At 64.1% G+C, this 15,186-nt stretch carries 11 protein-coding genes and 1 tRNA gene; 7 read left to right on the top strand and 5 right to left on the bottom strand.

Translation table 11 applies throughout. From position 1 onward, the window contains the following. Positions 1 to 242 precede the first annotated feature (242 nt). The 3 genes from WBP06_RS00950 to WBP06_RS00940 all read left to right on the top strand — a co-directional run bounded on the left by WBP06_RS00950 (position 243) and on the right by WBP06_RS00940 (position 2,913). Complete coding sequence (locus WBP06_RS00950; protein ID WP_395330935.1) at positions 243 to 758, top strand: porin family protein; 516 nt, start codon at positions 243 to 245, stop codon at positions 756 to 758. 315 nt (positions 759 to 1,073) lie between these two features. Next, entirely contained in the window at positions 1,074 to 2,354 is a 1,281-nt protein-coding gene (locus WBP06_RS00945; protein WP_395330933.1) for an alpha/beta hydrolase family protein, read from the top strand. A 172-nt stretch (positions 2,355 to 2,526) separates the two neighbouring features. Continuing rightward, positions 2,527 to 2,913, top strand: a complete 387-nt coding sequence (locus WBP06_RS00940) for a VOC family protein (RefSeq protein WP_395330931.1) — start codon at positions 2,527 to 2,529, stop codon at positions 2,911 to 2,913. 131 nt (positions 2,914 to 3,044) lie between these two features. Here WBP06_RS00940 and WBP06_RS00935 read toward each other — a convergent pair whose 3' ends face one another. From WBP06_RS00935 to WBP06_RS00925, 3 genes are all read right to left on the bottom strand, one after another. Next, the gene (locus WBP06_RS00935; protein WP_395330929.1) at positions 3,045 to 4,229 is read right to left on the bottom strand and encodes a pyridoxal phosphate-dependent aminotransferase; all 1,185 of its coding nucleotides are present in this window, start codon (positions 4,227 to 4,229) and stop codon (positions 3,045 to 3,047) included. 47 nt (positions 4,230 to 4,276) lie between these two features. Next, entirely contained in the window at positions 4,277 to 5,104 is an 828-nt protein-coding gene (locus WBP06_RS00930) for a sulfite exporter TauE/SafE family protein (RefSeq protein WP_395333978.1), read from the bottom strand. 83 nt (positions 5,105 to 5,187) lie between these two features. Beyond that, positions 5,188 to 7,815, bottom strand: coding sequence for a TonB-dependent receptor plug domain-containing protein (locus tag WBP06_RS00925; protein ID WP_395330927.1), 2,628 nt, complete (start codon positions 7,813 to 7,815; stop codon positions 5,188 to 5,190). Positions 7,816 to 8,712: 897 nt separating this feature from the next. Here WBP06_RS00925 and WBP06_RS00920 point away from each other — a divergent pair. Further along, the gene (locus tag WBP06_RS00920; RefSeq protein WP_395330925.1) at positions 8,713 to 9,693 is read left to right on the top strand and encodes a helix-turn-helix domain-containing protein; all 981 of its coding nucleotides are present in this window, start codon (positions 8,713 to 8,715) and stop codon (positions 9,691 to 9,693) included. A 210-nt stretch (positions 9,694 to 9,903) separates the two neighbouring features. After that, a complete protein-coding gene (adh, locus tag WBP06_RS00915; protein WP_395330923.1) occupies positions 9,904 to 11,430 on the top strand; it encodes an aldehyde dehydrogenase in 1,527 nt (508 codons plus the stop codon). Between the two features lie 11 nt (positions 11,431 to 11,441). Here adh and WBP06_RS00910 read toward each other — a convergent pair whose 3' ends face one another. Further along, positions 11,442 to 12,485 carry an acyltransferase family protein gene (locus tag WBP06_RS00910; RefSeq protein WP_395330921.1) on the bottom strand — a complete coding sequence of 348 codons (1,044 nt, stop codon included), beginning with the start codon at positions 12,483 to 12,485 and terminating at the stop codon, positions 11,442 to 11,444. A gap of 413 nt (positions 12,486 to 12,898) precedes the next feature. Next, positions 12,899 to 12,975 (bottom strand) — tRNA-Arg (locus WBP06_RS00905). Positions 12,976 to 13,095: 120 nt separating this feature from the next. On the opposite strand from WBP06_RS00905, the gene WBP06_RS00900 reads away from it, so the two are divergent. Both WBP06_RS00900 and recF read left to right on the top strand, forming a co-directional pair. Further along, positions 13,096 to 13,908, top strand: a complete 813-nt coding sequence (locus WBP06_RS00900; RefSeq protein ID WP_395330919.1) for a queuosine precursor transporter — start codon at positions 13,096 to 13,098, stop codon at positions 13,906 to 13,908. Positions 13,909 to 13,961: 53 nt separating this feature from the next. Further along, entirely contained in the window at positions 13,962 to 15,065 is a 1,104-nt protein-coding gene (gene recF / locus WBP06_RS00895; protein WP_395330917.1) for a DNA replication/repair protein RecF, read from the top strand. Positions 15,066 to 15,186 lie beyond the last annotated feature (121 nt).

The raw sequence follows: 15,186 nt of genomic DNA, 5'->3' as shown, positions 1-15,186 counted from the left end.
CTGTCACATTTGTGAACGCCGACTTACGACGCATTAATTTTGCGTACAGTCTTGAGCAGCCATAGCAAATTCGACCCAAGTTGTTGCTCAACAAACATATCACTCCCCCGAAATGCCCGAGCAACATGGCAGACATGATTGAAACAATACCCGGTAAGTCGAAGCAATATCGATTTACAGAACGATCCATCATGTTCGGGTTGATTTATATTTATAACATACGAACGCATATGAGGACTATTATGAAGTACATCGTTCTTTCGGCTGCTGCCACTCTTGCTGCTTCCGCTTCGGTTCCTGCCTTCGCGCAGGACGGTGAGCCCTTCACGGGCCCCCGCGCCGGAATCACCATGGGTTTCGACAAGATCCAAGGCGATGAAGGCTTCTCCTATGGCGTGAACGCCGGTTACGACATCGGCGTGGCCCCCCGCATCACCATCGGCCCGGAAGTGACCCTGGGCGATTCCACCGCCGATAGCACCACCACCGACGTCAGCCGCGACCTCACCGCCTCGCTCCGCGCCGGTTACGTGGTGACGCCGAAGGTGCTGGCCTTCGCCAAGGTAGGCTACACCAACACCCGCTTCGAGCCGGTCGCCGGCGGCAACTACTCGCTGGAAGGCGTGCGCTATGGCGGCGGCCTCGAGTATTCGGTGACGCCGAAGACCTACATCTCGGCCGAATACCAGCGCACCGAATATGAAGCGAACTTCGGCGGCCGCGACGCCGGCGTGGTCGGTATCGGCTACCGCTTCTAAGGCTTCCAACCCGCCACCGAGACGGGAAGGCAACAAGGCGGGAAGGTCTGTCCTCCGGGACAGGCCTTCCCGCTTTCGTTTTGCCACCGGGTCACTACAGAAACATGGCGGCAGGAACAGCCGCGGGCCGCCACCCGGCCAATTCGACACGCGATTGCCGTCAGCGAAAATGCCTTCGTGGTGCCGAAACGGTCGATAGTCGATATCGGTTCGCCCTTTTCCCGCAATCGGATAGATCGCCGGGCGGGAGGACCAGCGCACATGCCAAGAGCAACCGGAACAGTCGCTTACCCGAGGCGAGCGCGTCGCGCAGCCTTGTACGCCCTCGCTCCTTTCGGCTTGCTGGCATCGGGCAGTGCATTGGCAGCAGCTTGCGCGCCGGGGGCCTACGGCACCGATGCCAAGGATTTCGTGGTGATCGGATCGACGCCGCCACCCTCGGGCAAGGGGCAGCGCTACACCTTCCTGGACGGGCGGCGCGGCGGGACGGAGGAAACCGGTTCGCCGGTAACCTGCACCGACGACACCGTGACTTATGTGCGGGCCGATGGACGCGTCAGCCGGTGGACGCGCGTCCCCACGCGTGAGACGGAAACCCACTTCGACAGCGCGGCCACGCGCCTGACCGGCGAACTGATCGAGCCTGCCGGGCCGGTCGATCCCAAGCGCCCGCTGGTGGTGCTGGTCCACGGCTCCGAACGGACGCGGGCCATGGGCGCCATCTACGCACACATGCTGGTGATGCAGGGCATTTCCGTGTTCGCCTACGACAAGCGCGGCACCGGCGCATCCGAAGGCGAATACACGCAGAACTTCGAACTGCTGGCCGACGACGCAGCGGCGGCACTGAAGGAAGCGCGGCGATTGGCGGCAGGCCGGTTCGGCCGCGCCGGGTTCTTCGGCGGCAGCCAGGGCGGCTGGATCGCACCGGCGGCAGCCACGCGCACTCAGCCGGGTTCCGTAGCGGCCGATTTCGTGGCGGTCGGCTTCGGGCTGGTGGTTTCCCCCATCGACGAGGATCGTGCGCAATTGCTGGACGAGGCGCGCACGGCGAGGCTCGACGATGCCGCCATTGCCCAGATCGAAAGGCTGTCGCAAGCGACCTCCAGGCTGATGCTCTCGCATTTCACCGAAGGGTTCGAGGATCTCGACCGTGTCCGGCGCGAGATCGGCGATGCACCGTGGAGCCGGACCATCGCCGGCGAATACAGCGGCGACATGCTGCGCATGAGCGATGCCGACTTGCGCCGCATCGGCCGCGCCCGGTTCGACAATCTGGAGGTGATCTGGGACTACGATTCCCGGCGCGTGCTGCAATCGCTGAAAGTGCCGCTGCTGTGGGTGCTGGCAGGCGAGGATCGCGAAGCGCCCATCGCGGAAACGCAGGCCGTGCTGACCAGGCTCCAGGCCTCCGGGCAACCGATCGACATCTATCTGTTCCCCCTGACCGATCACGGCATTCTGGAATACCACACCAATCCCGACGGCAGCCGGACGATGACGCGGATGGCCGACGGTTATCTGCGGCTGCTGGGAGACTGGATCAAGGGCAGCGTTCGCGGCCAATATGGCCGGGCCCAGCTTCTATCCCGCTAGAGCGTTTTCTAATCAGGTGGAATCACCTGATGACGGGAAAAACGCGATAAACCAAAATCTTAGAACAGTTTATCCGATGCAATCGGATCGGCCATCGATCGTGGCGATAAAGATGCGCGCGTCGTAAAAGCCGCATAGACTATCCGGAAGACTTTGGCGGAGGGCAATGCGCATGATCGATCACATGGGTATCGCGGCAAGCGATTTCGCCGTTTCCAGATCCTTTTACGACACCGCACTGGCCCCCTTGCAGATCGTTCCGGTTATGGAAGTCACGCCCGAGCAGACCGGCGGATACCACGGCATCGGATACGGAACCGACGGGAAGCCGTTTTTCTGGCTGGGCAACGATGGACCGCGAGGGGCCGGCATGCATGTCGCCTTTTCCGCCGCAACGCGCGCAGAGGTCGATGCCTTTTACGCGGCTGCACTTGCAGCGGGCGGCCGGGATAATGGGGCGCCCGGACTGCGTCCTCATTACCATCCGAACTATTACGGGGCGTTCGTCCTCGATCCCGACGGCATCAATCTGGAAGCGGTTTGCCATTCGCCGGAATAAGCCATTCGCCCTCACGCATAAAAAGGGCCCGGCCCGCCCCGTTCTGAGCGTGCCGGGCCCTTCCCTGTCGCCTTTCCGCCCGCCGCGCCTGGCCAAGCCCCCTCAAGCCGGCGCGTCAGGCGTTTTCGCGATCAGGCCATCAGCACCTTGTCCAGCGCCAGGCGGAACTTCTGCATGTCTTCCGCAGAGCCCACGGTGACACGCGACATCGATGGGTAGGCACTCCACGAACGGCCGATCTGCACGTTCTGCGCCAACAGCGCTTCCATCATCGCCTTGGGCGCCTTGCCGCCCCAGTCGACCATGAACATGTTCGCATGGCTGCCGGGCAGCACCTTCAGGCCGCGCTTCTCGATATGGGCGATAGTCGCTTCGCGCGCGGCGATCATCTGGTTGCGGCGGGCCTTGATCTCATCCGCCAGGGTCAGCGAGGCAGTGCCGCAGGCGACAGCCGTCATTGGCAGCATCGAAGTGACCTGCCCCCCGTCATAGCGCATCATCTTCTCATGCAGCACCTTCGAGCCGAGCGTCAGGCCAAGGCGCATGCCCGCCATGCCGAACAGCTTGGAGAACGTGCGCATCACCAGCACGTCATCGCGCGAGGCGGCCAGCTTCGCCGCATTCTCGGTGCCGGCGAAGTGGATGTACGCCTCATCCACCAGCAGGATCGCGTCCTTGGGCTTGTTCTCGGCCAGCCAGGTGATGTCCGCGATCGGGGTCAGCGTGCCGGTGGGGTTGTTGGGCGAGCAGATGTAGTAGAGCCCGGCGTTCGGATCGGCCGCCAGCATGGCCTTCACGTCGTGGCGATAGTCCGAAGTGAGCGGCACTTTCGTGACCTTGGCGCCGATCCAGGCGCCGGTGCGCCAGATCGCCTCGTACGTCGGGTCCGCCGTCACGATCCCGCGCGAGGGCGAGGCGAAAGTGATCGCGGTGCGGCTGAGCGGATCGCTCGATCCCGGCCAGGCCACCACATGGTCCGCCGGAATGCCTTCCACCTGCGCGACGGCGGCGAACAGCTTGGCATGATCGTCATTGGGCTCATAGCGGTTGCCCTGCGTGACGATCGCCATGGCCGCCTGCGCGCCGGCAGGCAACGGTCCGGTCCAGCATTCGTTGGCCCCGATGCGCACCGCGCCGGCCACGGCCTTGGCGGCCTGCTGCGCGCCCGCCGGCATGGCCTGCGCCACCGCCATGCCGCCGCCCAAGAGCGCGGCGATCTTGCCCAGATTGCGGCGCGAATAGCCGCGCGCCAGCAGGTCCTGCGTCACTTCTTCGCCGCCGATACGCTCGGCCAGCATGTCTTGCTCAAGCTGCATTTCGAACTCCTTCTCAAATCGGGTGGTCGGCAGTTTTCGGGATTTCTTCAGATCTTCAGTGCGTTGTGGAACATCACCATGGAGATCACGATCAGGTACACGCCGAAGATGCGCTTCAGCATGCGCGGCTCCAGCCAGTGCGCGGCGGCGACGCCCAGCGGCGCGGTGAGGATCGACATGGAGGCGATGGCCAACGTCGCCGGCATGTTGACGAAGCCTACGGAACCCCAGGGCAGGCCCTTGTCGTGCAAGCCGATGATCGCGAAACCGATGGCGCTGGGGATGGCGATCAGCGTGCCCACGCCCGATGCGGTGCCGACGGCGCGGTGGATCGATCGGCCGCACAGCGTCATCACCATGATCGCGATCGTGCCCCCGCCGATGCCCAGCAGCGAGGAGAACGTGCCCAGCCCACCGGCGATGCCCACGCGCAGCATGCCGGTCGGCATCTGGTCGGTGATCACCTTGTCTCCCACGCGCGGCACCAGGAAGTTCAGGCTCATCAGCAGCACGCCCGAGGCGAACACCATGGTCAGCACTTTGCCGTCCACATGGCTGGCCAGCACCACGCCCACACCGTCGCCCAGGATCACCCAGGGCGCCCAGGACTTAAGGATCTCGAAGTCTACCGATCCACGCTTGGCATGGCTCATGACCGAGCGGATCGAGGTGACGATGATCGTCGCCGCCGATGTGCCGATGGCGACATGCGCGTATTGCGCATGGTCACCGCCCAGCAGCGGCAGCATCAGCAGCAGCGCGGGCACGACGATGAAACCGCCGCCGATCCCGAACACGCCGCCCGCGAAACCGGCAACAAGGCCGGCCACCAGCAGCCCGACCGCGGGGATCAGCCAGCCCATTTCAGATAGCATCACAATCGCAACTCCCTGAAAAATCAATAATGGGCACTGCCCCCAGGCAAACCCGGGAACAGTGCCTATTCAATCGATGCCAATCAGAACTTCACCGTGACGCGGCCGTAGTAGTATCCACCATTGATACCGTAGGGCGAAATGGTGGGATATACGTTGGACGCATAAGAACTTGATCCGGATGCCAATTGAGCAGCACGGATATATTCGTAGGAACGCTTGGTCGGGTACTTGTTGAACAGGTTGTTCGCACCGATCGAAAGCTTGATGTTCTCGGTGGCCTTCAGACCCAGCTCCAGATCGGTGATGAAGGCGGAATTGACCGGCACCTTCAGGTCCTGCCCGGCGATCGGGCTGCCGCCCGGTGCGGTTTCCAGGGCATAGACCTTCGAATAATAGCTTTCGCGCAGGTTCACGGTGAACAGGCTGGATTCCCAATAGGCGCCCAGCGTGGCCCGAACTTTCGGTGTGCTGTGCTCCAGCGTGACGACGTTGTACTTGCTGATCAGCGCCGATTTCGAAGGATCGACCGTACTGGTGTAAAGCGCATCCGGCAGATCGGCGATCTTCTTCACCTTGTTGTCGTTATAGTTGGCCGAAAGCGTCCAGTTGATCTCGCCGATGCCGGTCGGCATGTCATAACTGGCCATGAAGTCCACGCCGCGCGTGCGCATGTCGGCGCCGTTGACGAAAGTCTGCACGGCCACGGTGCCGCTGGTGTTGCGCGCGCCGTTCACGTCGGTCAGCACATAGCTGGGAATTTCCCCGCCCAGCGCGCTGGCGACCGCGTCGTAGACCGCCTGCTGGTTGTAGAGGTTGTAGTTGTCGGCCGAAAATGGAACGCAACTGGCGGCACTCGATCCTGCATAGCCGGCCGGGCAGTACTGGCCGTTGAAGCCGTAGAACGAACTGGAGATCATGATGCGATCGCGGATCTCGATCCAGTAGGCATCGAGCGTGACGCTGACCCGCGAACTGGGCGTGAACACGATCCCCGCGCTGAAGTTGGTCGATTTCTCAGGCTTCAGCCCGCCGAAGCCCAGCGACGCCGCCGCCGCCGAGTTGGCCGGAAGCACACCCGATACCGAGCTTGGGCCGACGTTGATGCCCGAATAGAACCCTTCCGCCAGCGTCGGCGCGCGGAAGCCGGTCGACACGGTGCCGCGCACCGCAAACATGTCCGAAATATCGTAGCGCGAGGTCAGCTTGAATACGGTGGTGTCGCCGAAATCGCTGTAGTGTTCGTGGCGGATCGCACCATCGACCAGCCACGCCGACACCGGCTTCAACGAGATGTCGAGATATTGGGAGAAGTTGGTGCGGTGGTAGTTGCCCGCATCGTTCGGGCTGTAGCCGAAGAACGACTGCGCGCCGCTGCCGTAGTACGAGGCGGGATCGCCGGCGACGATGCCATAGGTTTCCCGCCGCCATTCCAGACCGCCGGCGATGTTCATCGGTTCGGCCAGACCAATGTCGACCGGGTAAGTCAGGTCCAGCGTGTTGCTCCACTGGGAGGACTTGAAGTCGCCGTTGTGGAATTCTGTCGGGGTGAAGCCGGTGGCCTTGTAGAGCGCGGCATTGGCCGAATTCTCGACATAGACCTTGACCAGATCGTTGCCGTAAGTGGAGGCGAGATCGAAATCGAGATCGCCGAACTTGCCCTTCACCCCACCGGTAATCGCGTAATCCGTCTCGCGCACGGCTTCCAGCGGCGCGAAGCCGGTGGGGAACAGCGGCACCCCCGCCGCCGAAACGACGATGCCCGGCGTGCGGTAGTTCTCGTAGGCGCGGGCATATTTGTGGCCGTAGCTGCCGAAGCTGTAGATGTCGAAATCGCCCGAGGTCCAACCGGCGTTGAACATCGCCGTGGTCTGTTCGATCTGCGGATCGCCGGCGATGCGGTTGACGTAGGGATAGTCCTTCGCGTTGACGACATCGGGGTACTTGGCAAGATTGCCCTTCGCCACGGAGTTGTCGCCATAGACGCGCGGATCGATGTCGCCGCGGAAGCTGAAGCCCTTTTTCTTCTTCTGGACCGTCAGGTTGACGTACGAATCCTCGATCGGCGCGAAGCCGACATTGCCCGATACGCTGTAGGTATCGCCGCCCTGATCGTAATATTGGCCGGCGGTGCCGCTGATCAGGCCGCCGTGATCGCTGTCCTTGAGGATGATGTTGATGACGCCGGCGATGGCGTCGGTGCCGTATTGCGCGGCGGCACCGTCCTGCAGCACCTCGATATGGCCGATCGCATCGTTCGGGATGAAGCTCATGTCCGGCGCGGCGCTGCCGCCGTAGGGGCCGCCCGCGACCGAGACGTTGGCAGTGCCGTGGCGGCGCTTGCCGTTGATCAGGATCAGCGTGTGGTTGGGCGAAAGGCCGCGCAGCTTCATCTGCAGGTTGTGCGCCTGAAGATCGCTGCCGAAGGCCTGGGCCTGGATCGACGGCAGGTTCTGGGCCAGGCTCTGTATCAGGTCCGGCTGGCCGGTACGGGCCAGCACTTCCGCACTCATCAACTGGATCGGCGCCGGACTTTCGGTGGCCTTCATGCCGATCGTACGGGTGCCGGTGACGATGATCGCGCCGCCCGAACCATCGGCGGCAGGTTCTGCCGCAGCCGGTTCGGCAGGCTCTTCCGCGCGGGCCGAAGCCGATCCCAATAAAAGCGCTGCCGCCAGCGCACCTGCCGATACGGATACCCTGTATTTCATCTAGGCCCCCTTGCCTGGTTCATCCACGGTTGCGGCCTCTCCCCGGATTCTCGCGATCGTCGTTGCCTGCGCACGAAGCAGGCACGCGCTTCCCCGCCCGGCGCGCCGTCATGGCGGGCGGCCGGCAGGCGGCATCAAGCCGCCTTGGAAAGGACGTGCGCGCGAACACTCCCCAGCCCACCCCCCAGTGGCCGGAAATGCATGTGCCCGGGCAGCCACGCCGCGAGTTTCAGTTCATGTCGGAAACGACGCGACCCGCTGGCGATCCCTTGCGCAACACTGTGCAAGAGCGGCTTCGCGGCGATCGCATGACCTGCAGGATCCTGACGTGCAGGAGGCACCCGAGCAGCATCGGCCGAAGCCTGCAACTCTATTGCCGGGGCGACAAACCCCGTCCCGCAGACACACTAAAATGCGACCACGTTTCCAAAATTAAATTTCTGTAGGATTAAAATGCACCAAGAAACGATTTAGCGAATGCGTTCTTCAGATCACAACAGGTACGCGAATGTACTTTGAACATCGACCAGCCCCCTCGTAAGTTGGTCTAACGCGTTCCTATCGGACATCGCCCCCGAAAATTATGTTTCGTTTCTGTTACACGACCGTATTTGAATTCGATCTCTTGTCAACGCCGCCAGATGCGATTTTCGCACTCTCAAAATTCTGTGCGCCAAACGTCAATTTTGCACCTCGCGCATGAGATTGGGGGCAACGGCGGGAATCCGCCTTATCCTTATTTTGGGCTGGATAGTTCGTCTCATGAATGGGACAGTGCCCCCGCGTGAAGGACTCGGTCCGCATTGCGTCCATATTCCGCCGGCCACAGCTTCGGCCAACCGGCAACGGACGAGACGGGCCTTCAAGGCAGCAGGATTCGTACCGGCGGAGAGGACGATGACGATGGCCAGCGACAAGCTGACGCATAGCGACCGTGTCTTGAATACCGTGCAGCAGGGCAATGCCGCCGCCACATCCTCGCTGGCGGCATCCTGGTGTCGCTCGGCCCTGCACCACGGCCTCGATCCCGCCGCCTCGCGCAAGCAGGAACGGCTGGGCGCCGCCACTCTGGCAGGTCTGCGCGAAAGCAATGGCGAATTGATCGCCGCCGCCGCGCCGGTGCTGGACCAGCTGTTCGGCAATGTCGGCCGCACCGGATGCTGCGTGATCCTGTCGGATATCGACGGCGTGGTGCTGGAAGCGCGATCGACCGCCGGCGATTCCCCACTGTTCGATGCCATCGGGCTCGTCCCCGGCGGTCGCTGGGGCGAATCGGCAGAGGGCACCAACGGCATCGGCACCTGTCTTGTCGAACAGCGCCCGATCACCATCCTGCGCGGCGAACATTTCGCCAGCCGCAACATCGGCGTCAGTTGCATGGATGCGCCGGTGTTCGACCCCGAAGGGCGGCTGGTGGCCGCGCTCGACGTATCCAGCGCGCGCGCCGAACATGGTGAGGCAATGGCCTCGCTGGTCGCCGCGCTGGTGCAGGATGCCGCCCGCCAGATCGAGCGGGACTTCTTCTGCATGCGCTATGCCGGCGCGCGGATCGTCTACAGCCCGGACCGGCCCGACAGCCAGCGACGCGGGCGCGGCGTTGCGCTGCTGGCAGTCGACCGCGACGATCTGGTGGTCGGCGCCACCCGGGCCGCGCGGCTGAATTTCGGCCTCGGCAATCGCCCCTTCGAACGGCCGCGCCCGCTGGCCGACGTGATCGGCGATGGCTCCAGCAGCTTCGACGACAGCGAGCGGGCGATCCTGCGGCAGGCGCTGGCCCGGTCGGGCGGCAATGTCACGCAGGCCGCCCGCGAACTGGGGATCGGCCGCGCGACGATGTACCGGCGCATGGAGCGCGTGGGAATGTCGCCGGGGCAATAGGCCGATTTTCGTGGCACCCCGTACGCAGTCGGTTTCCCAACGCCACCGTGAGCATCGCCCGCCTGCTTCTCCGGCAAGATTCCCATGTCTCACCTTCGAGACAACGCGCGAGGCAGCTTGCGCCCTCCCCCTGTCGAACCGGCTCCGGCGCTGACATCCTGATCCCAAGGCCGGGCATCCCGCCGGACCAATGAGAGAGAGGATCACGCCATGTCAGACGCGCAAGTCACCGAACGCCCCTCGGCACTCGTGGCGCCGTTCGCCAAGAGCTATGACAACTTCATCGGCGGCAAGTGGGTGCCCCCTGTGGCTGGCCGCTATTTCGACAATGTCAGCCCGATCACCGGCCAGCCAGTCTGCCGCGTCGCCCGTTCGGATGCGGACGACATCGAATTTGCGCTGGACGCGGCCCATGGCGCGCGGGAAACCTGGGGCCGCACGCCGCCCGCCGAACGCTCTCTGATCCTGCTGCGCATTGCCGACCGGATGGAGCAGAACCTTGCCAAGCTGGCGCTGGCGGAGACCTGGGACAACGGCAAGCCAATCCGCGAGACGACCGCCGCCGACATTCCACTCGCCATCGATCACTTCCGCTATTTCGCCGGGTGCATCCGCGCACAGGAAGGCTCCATCGGCGAGATCGACGACGACACCATGGCCTATCACATCCACGAACCGCTGGGCGTGGTCGGCCAGATCATCCCGTGGAACTTCCCGATCCTGATGGCCGCGTGGAAGCTGGCCCCCGCGCTGGCCGCCGGCAACTGCGTGATCCTGAAGCCGGCCGAGCAGACCCCCGCCTCGATCCTGGTGCTGGCCGAACTGATCGCCGATATCCTGCCGCCCGGCGTGCTCAACATCGTCAACGGCTTCGGCGTCGAGGCAGGCAAGCCGCTCGCCAGTTCCAAGCGCATCGCCAAGATCGCCTTCACCGGGGAGACGTCCACCGGGCGCCTGATCATGCAGTACGCCAGCGAGAACCTGATCCCGGTCTCGCTGGAACTGGGCGGCAAGAGCCCCAACATCTTCTTTGCCGACGTTTGTGCGGAGGATGACGACTTCCTCGACAAGGCGATCGAGGGCTTCGTGATGTTCGCACTCAATCAGGGGGAGGTCTGCACCTGCCCCAGCCGCGCGCTGATCCAGGAATCGATCTACGACAAGTTCATGGAAAAGGCGCTGAAGCGCGTCGCCGCGATCCGGCAGGGCAGCCCGCTGGAGATGGAGACGATGATCGGCGCGCAGGCATCGCAGGAACAGCAGGAAAAGATCCTGCGCTACCTAGACATCGGGCGCGGCGAAGGGGCCGAAGTGTTGATCGGCGGCGCCGCGGCGCAGCTGGGCGGCGATCTTGCCGGCGGCTTCTACGTCCAGCCCACGGTATTCAAGGGCCACAACAAGATGCGCATCTTCCAGGAGGAGATCTTCGGCCCGGTCGTTTCCACCACCACCTTCCGCACGCAGGAAGAGGCGCTGGAAATCGCCAACGACACGATGTTCGGCCTGGGCGCGGGCGTGTGGAGCCGCGACATCAACACCTGCTATCGCTTCGGCCGCGCGATCCAGGCCGGGCGCGTCTGGACCAACTGCTACCACGCCTACCCCGCGCACGCGGCCTTCGGCGGCTACAAGCAGTCCGGCATCGGGCGTGAGACGCACAAGATGATGCTGGATCACTATCAGCAGACCAAGAACCTGCTTGTATCATACAGCCCGAAGAAGCTGGGCTTCTTCTAAACCGAGCATATTCAAGCCCGAGGGTCGACCAGGGGCGTGGCCGATATCTGCACCGGCCGCGCCCTGACGCGGGAGCGGACGCTACGCGCCAGCCGGTGCGAGGGCCGCTCCACCGTCCAGTAAAGCAGCCAGGCACCGCCAATGCACAGCGCCATGATCAGCCCCAGGCAGGCGAAGTCCGCCATCAGCCCCTGACCGACGACATGGTGCACCGCGAAGTCCGCCACCTGCATCAGCGGCACGTGGATCAGGTAGAGGCTGTAGGAAATGGTGCCCAGGAACTGCAGCCAGCGCCAGTTCAACCCGGTCTCCGCCCAGCCCGTCCAGGCGGCGGCGAACAGCAGCAGCGCCACCATGGCCGGCATCCGTTCGAAACCCGTGCCCGTCATCAGCACCAGCACCAGCAGCACCAGCCCCATCAGCGCGACTTCCGAATCCAGCGCCCGCCGGGCCATGACGCCCACGTAGAACACCGCCCAGTGCTCCACGAACAGGCCGTGCCACTGCGTGCCCACCAGCCCCAGTGCCGAAGCCATCGCCAGCGCCCAGGCCGCCACCCCCATCCACCGCGCCGGGACCGTCAGGATCAGCGCGAAGACGAGGTAGAACTGGAACTCGTAGGTCAGCGTCCAGTAGACAATGTTGATTTCCGGAATGCGCAGGATTTCCTGCAAGTAGAACACATGCGCCAGCACATCGCCGACCGATGGGGGATGAAACGGCCGATGATGGTATAGCGCGGCCAGCAGCACCAAGCCGATCGTCACCAGCATCGATGCCCAATAGGCGGGATCGAGCCGGATCGAGCGCCCCAGCATGAACATGCCCACCTTGCCCGGCGTCATCGTCACGCCGGTAAGCCCGTGCGCAATCACGAACCCGCTCAGGGTAAAGAACACCGATACGGCAAAGTAGTCGTTGAGCATCGAAAACGGCATTGCCGCCAGCAGACTGGGCACGTGGCCGCCCTGAATGGCGTGGAACAGAAGGACTGCGATGGAGGTAAATCCCCGCAGTCCTTGGACAATGGTATAGTTTACCCGATCTGCCGCCATTCCCCCATCATGACAGGGGGAGCGTACCGTCCGCAACGAAGGGGACCGGGGACGTTGATCGCGGACCTGAAAAATCGGTAGCCCCGCGATCGACGGTCCCTAAGGTCACCAAATCCATCACCTGTTCCCGGATCACGACCTGGTTGAGCACGCCCGCGTCGCCTGCGGACGCCCGGTCGAAAATTCGGAAGTCTCGGTCATTGGGAGGCGACTTCAGCGGATCTCTTCGACGTCGGAACATGTCCGATTCCTGCCGTGAACCGAGGGCTTTCGCCAGATCGTCGCGATCGCCGGAGCGTTGCCGATCACTGCTCGGCTTTGTACTTGAGCGGGCGCCGGAAAAAGACCGGATGAGATCGCCAGGAAATGGCGCGCGCCTTCGATGGAACGCTGGGGGCGAAGTCCGCTGAAAATGGCGCGCCCGACAGGGTTCGAACCTGTGACCCCAAGCTTAGAAGGCTCGTGCTCTATCCAGCTGAGCTACGGGCGCGCGCTACGTCTTGCGGGGTCCCCATAGCGCGGTTCTCCGCACACGCAAACCGCGCATCGGAATGATCCCCGCACAACTTGTGCTTTGCCGAACGATCCCGGCAGGTTACGCATGCCCCCGATGAGCGAAGCACAACTCTCCCGCATTGACGGCATGGCCGGCGCCCGGCGCCATTTCCGCTATTTCGACTATGTGATGGTCGCCTTCGTGGTGATCCTGCTGCTCTCCAACCTGATCGGCGCGGCCAAGCAGGCGGAAGTGAACTTCCCCGTGTTCGGGCCGATCACCTTCGGCGCCGGCGTGCTGTTCTTCCCGGTTTCCTACATCATCGGCGACGTGCTGACCGAGGTATATGGCTATGCCAACGCCCGCCGCTGCATCTGGGTGGGCTTCTTCGCGCTGCTGTTCATGGTGCTGATGAGCGTGGTGGTGGTGAACATTCCCGCCAATGCCGAATGGGCGCTCGCCTCCTCCACCTACATCGTGGAGGGCAAGCAGGTGACGGCGCCCAACCAGGCCGCCTATTACTCGATCTTCGGCCAGACGCCGCGGATCGTCTTCGCCTCCGTCTGCGCGTTCTGGGCGGGCGAGTTCGTCAATTCCTTCGTCCTTGCCCGCATGAAGATCATGACGCAGGGCAAGCACTTGTGGACGCGCACGATCGGTTCGACGATCTTCGGCGAAGGCGTGGACAGCGCGCTGTTCTACCCCCTCGCCTTTCTGGGCGTGGCCGGCTTCACGCCGCATTCGATCGCGCTGCTGGCGGTGACGCAATGGGCGATCAAGACCGGCTGGGAAGTGGTGCTGACCCCGGTGACCTACGTGGTGGTCGGCTGGCTGAAGAAGCGCGAAGGCGTGGACGTGTTCGACAGCAATGTGGACTTCTCCCCCTTCGCAAAGGCGCGCAAGGCTGCTGTCGCAACCACCGAATAAGCCACGCGCGCGACTTGGCATGATCCGCTGGCCCCGGTAGGTCCGCCGCAATCATGCTCGACCGCATCCTCCTGTCCCGCTTCCGCAACCACCGTGAGACCGCGGTGGAAGGCACGGCGCAGTTCAACCTGCTGGTGGGCGAAAACGGCGCGGGCAAGACCAACGTGCTGGAGGCGATCTCGCTGCTCTCGCCCGGCCGGGGCCTGCGGCGCGCCGCATTGGCGGACATGCCGGGGCAGCAATTCGACGGTGGCTTCGCGATCAGCGCCTCGCTCATGGTGCCCGGCGGTGAGCCCGTACGGATCGGCACAGGTGTCGCACCGGAACGGCCCGGGCGGCGACTGGTGCAGGTGAACGGCGCAGAGGCACCGGCGGTGCGGCTGGCCGAATGGCTCTCGATCGGTTGGCTGACCCCGGCGATGGACCGCCTCTTCGTCGAAGGCGCGGGCGCCCGGCGGCGCTTCCTGGACCGGCTGGTCATGGCCGTCCGCCCCGATCATGCCAGCCACGCCACGCGCCTTGAAAATGCCCTGCGCGAACGCAATCGCCTGCTTTCGGACGAATACGCCCCCGACCCGCGCTGGCTGGACGCCATCGAACTGCAACTGGCCGAAGCCGGCGCCATGGTCGCCGCCGCGCGCGCCGAACTGGTGGAGCGGCTGGAAGCGACGCTGGCCGCCCTGCCGGACTCCCCCTTCGCGCGCCCGTCGCTGGCCTATCAGGCGGGCGGACCGATCGAGGCCGAAGCCCTCGCCCGCGCCCTGCGCGACGGCCGCCCCCGCGAACGCGCCGCCCAGCGCACGCTGACCGGCCCACACCGCGACGAAGTCCTCGTCACGATGGCGGGCAAGGGGCCGGGCAAGGGACAATCCGCGGCCGAGTGCTCGACCGGCGAGCAGAAAGCGATGCTGATCGCGATCACGCTGGCGCACTCGCAACTGCTGGAAAGCGGCACGGAACAGCGCCCGCGCCTGCTGCTGCTGGACGAAGTGGCCGCCCATCTCGACCCCCTCCGCCGCGAAGCCCTGTTCGACCGCCTGCGCGCCGGATCGGCGCAAGTCTGGCTGACCGGCACCGAACTCGCGCCGTTTGAAGCCATCGCGGGCGAAGCCGCAGTATGGGAAGTCAGCGCAGGCGCGGTGCGACGGCTGGGTTAGAGATCGATGGCGGCTTGATTGCGGCAAAAAGCCAGCCTGCGCCGCCCCTCGTAGCGCGAGCGGCTGGCAGCTACCCCGCACCTCCATCTAGCTGCTCGTTAAGCAAGGCAAGAAGCAATCA

It is taken from the genome of Novosphingobium mississippiense (genome assembly GCF_044029535.1).
Lineage (GTDB): Bacteria > Pseudomonadota > Alphaproteobacteria > Sphingomonadales > Sphingomonadaceae > Novosphingobium.
The sequence above is the reverse complement of the archived record's forward strand: the minus strand, read 5'-3'. Positions and strand labels throughout refer to the sequence as shown.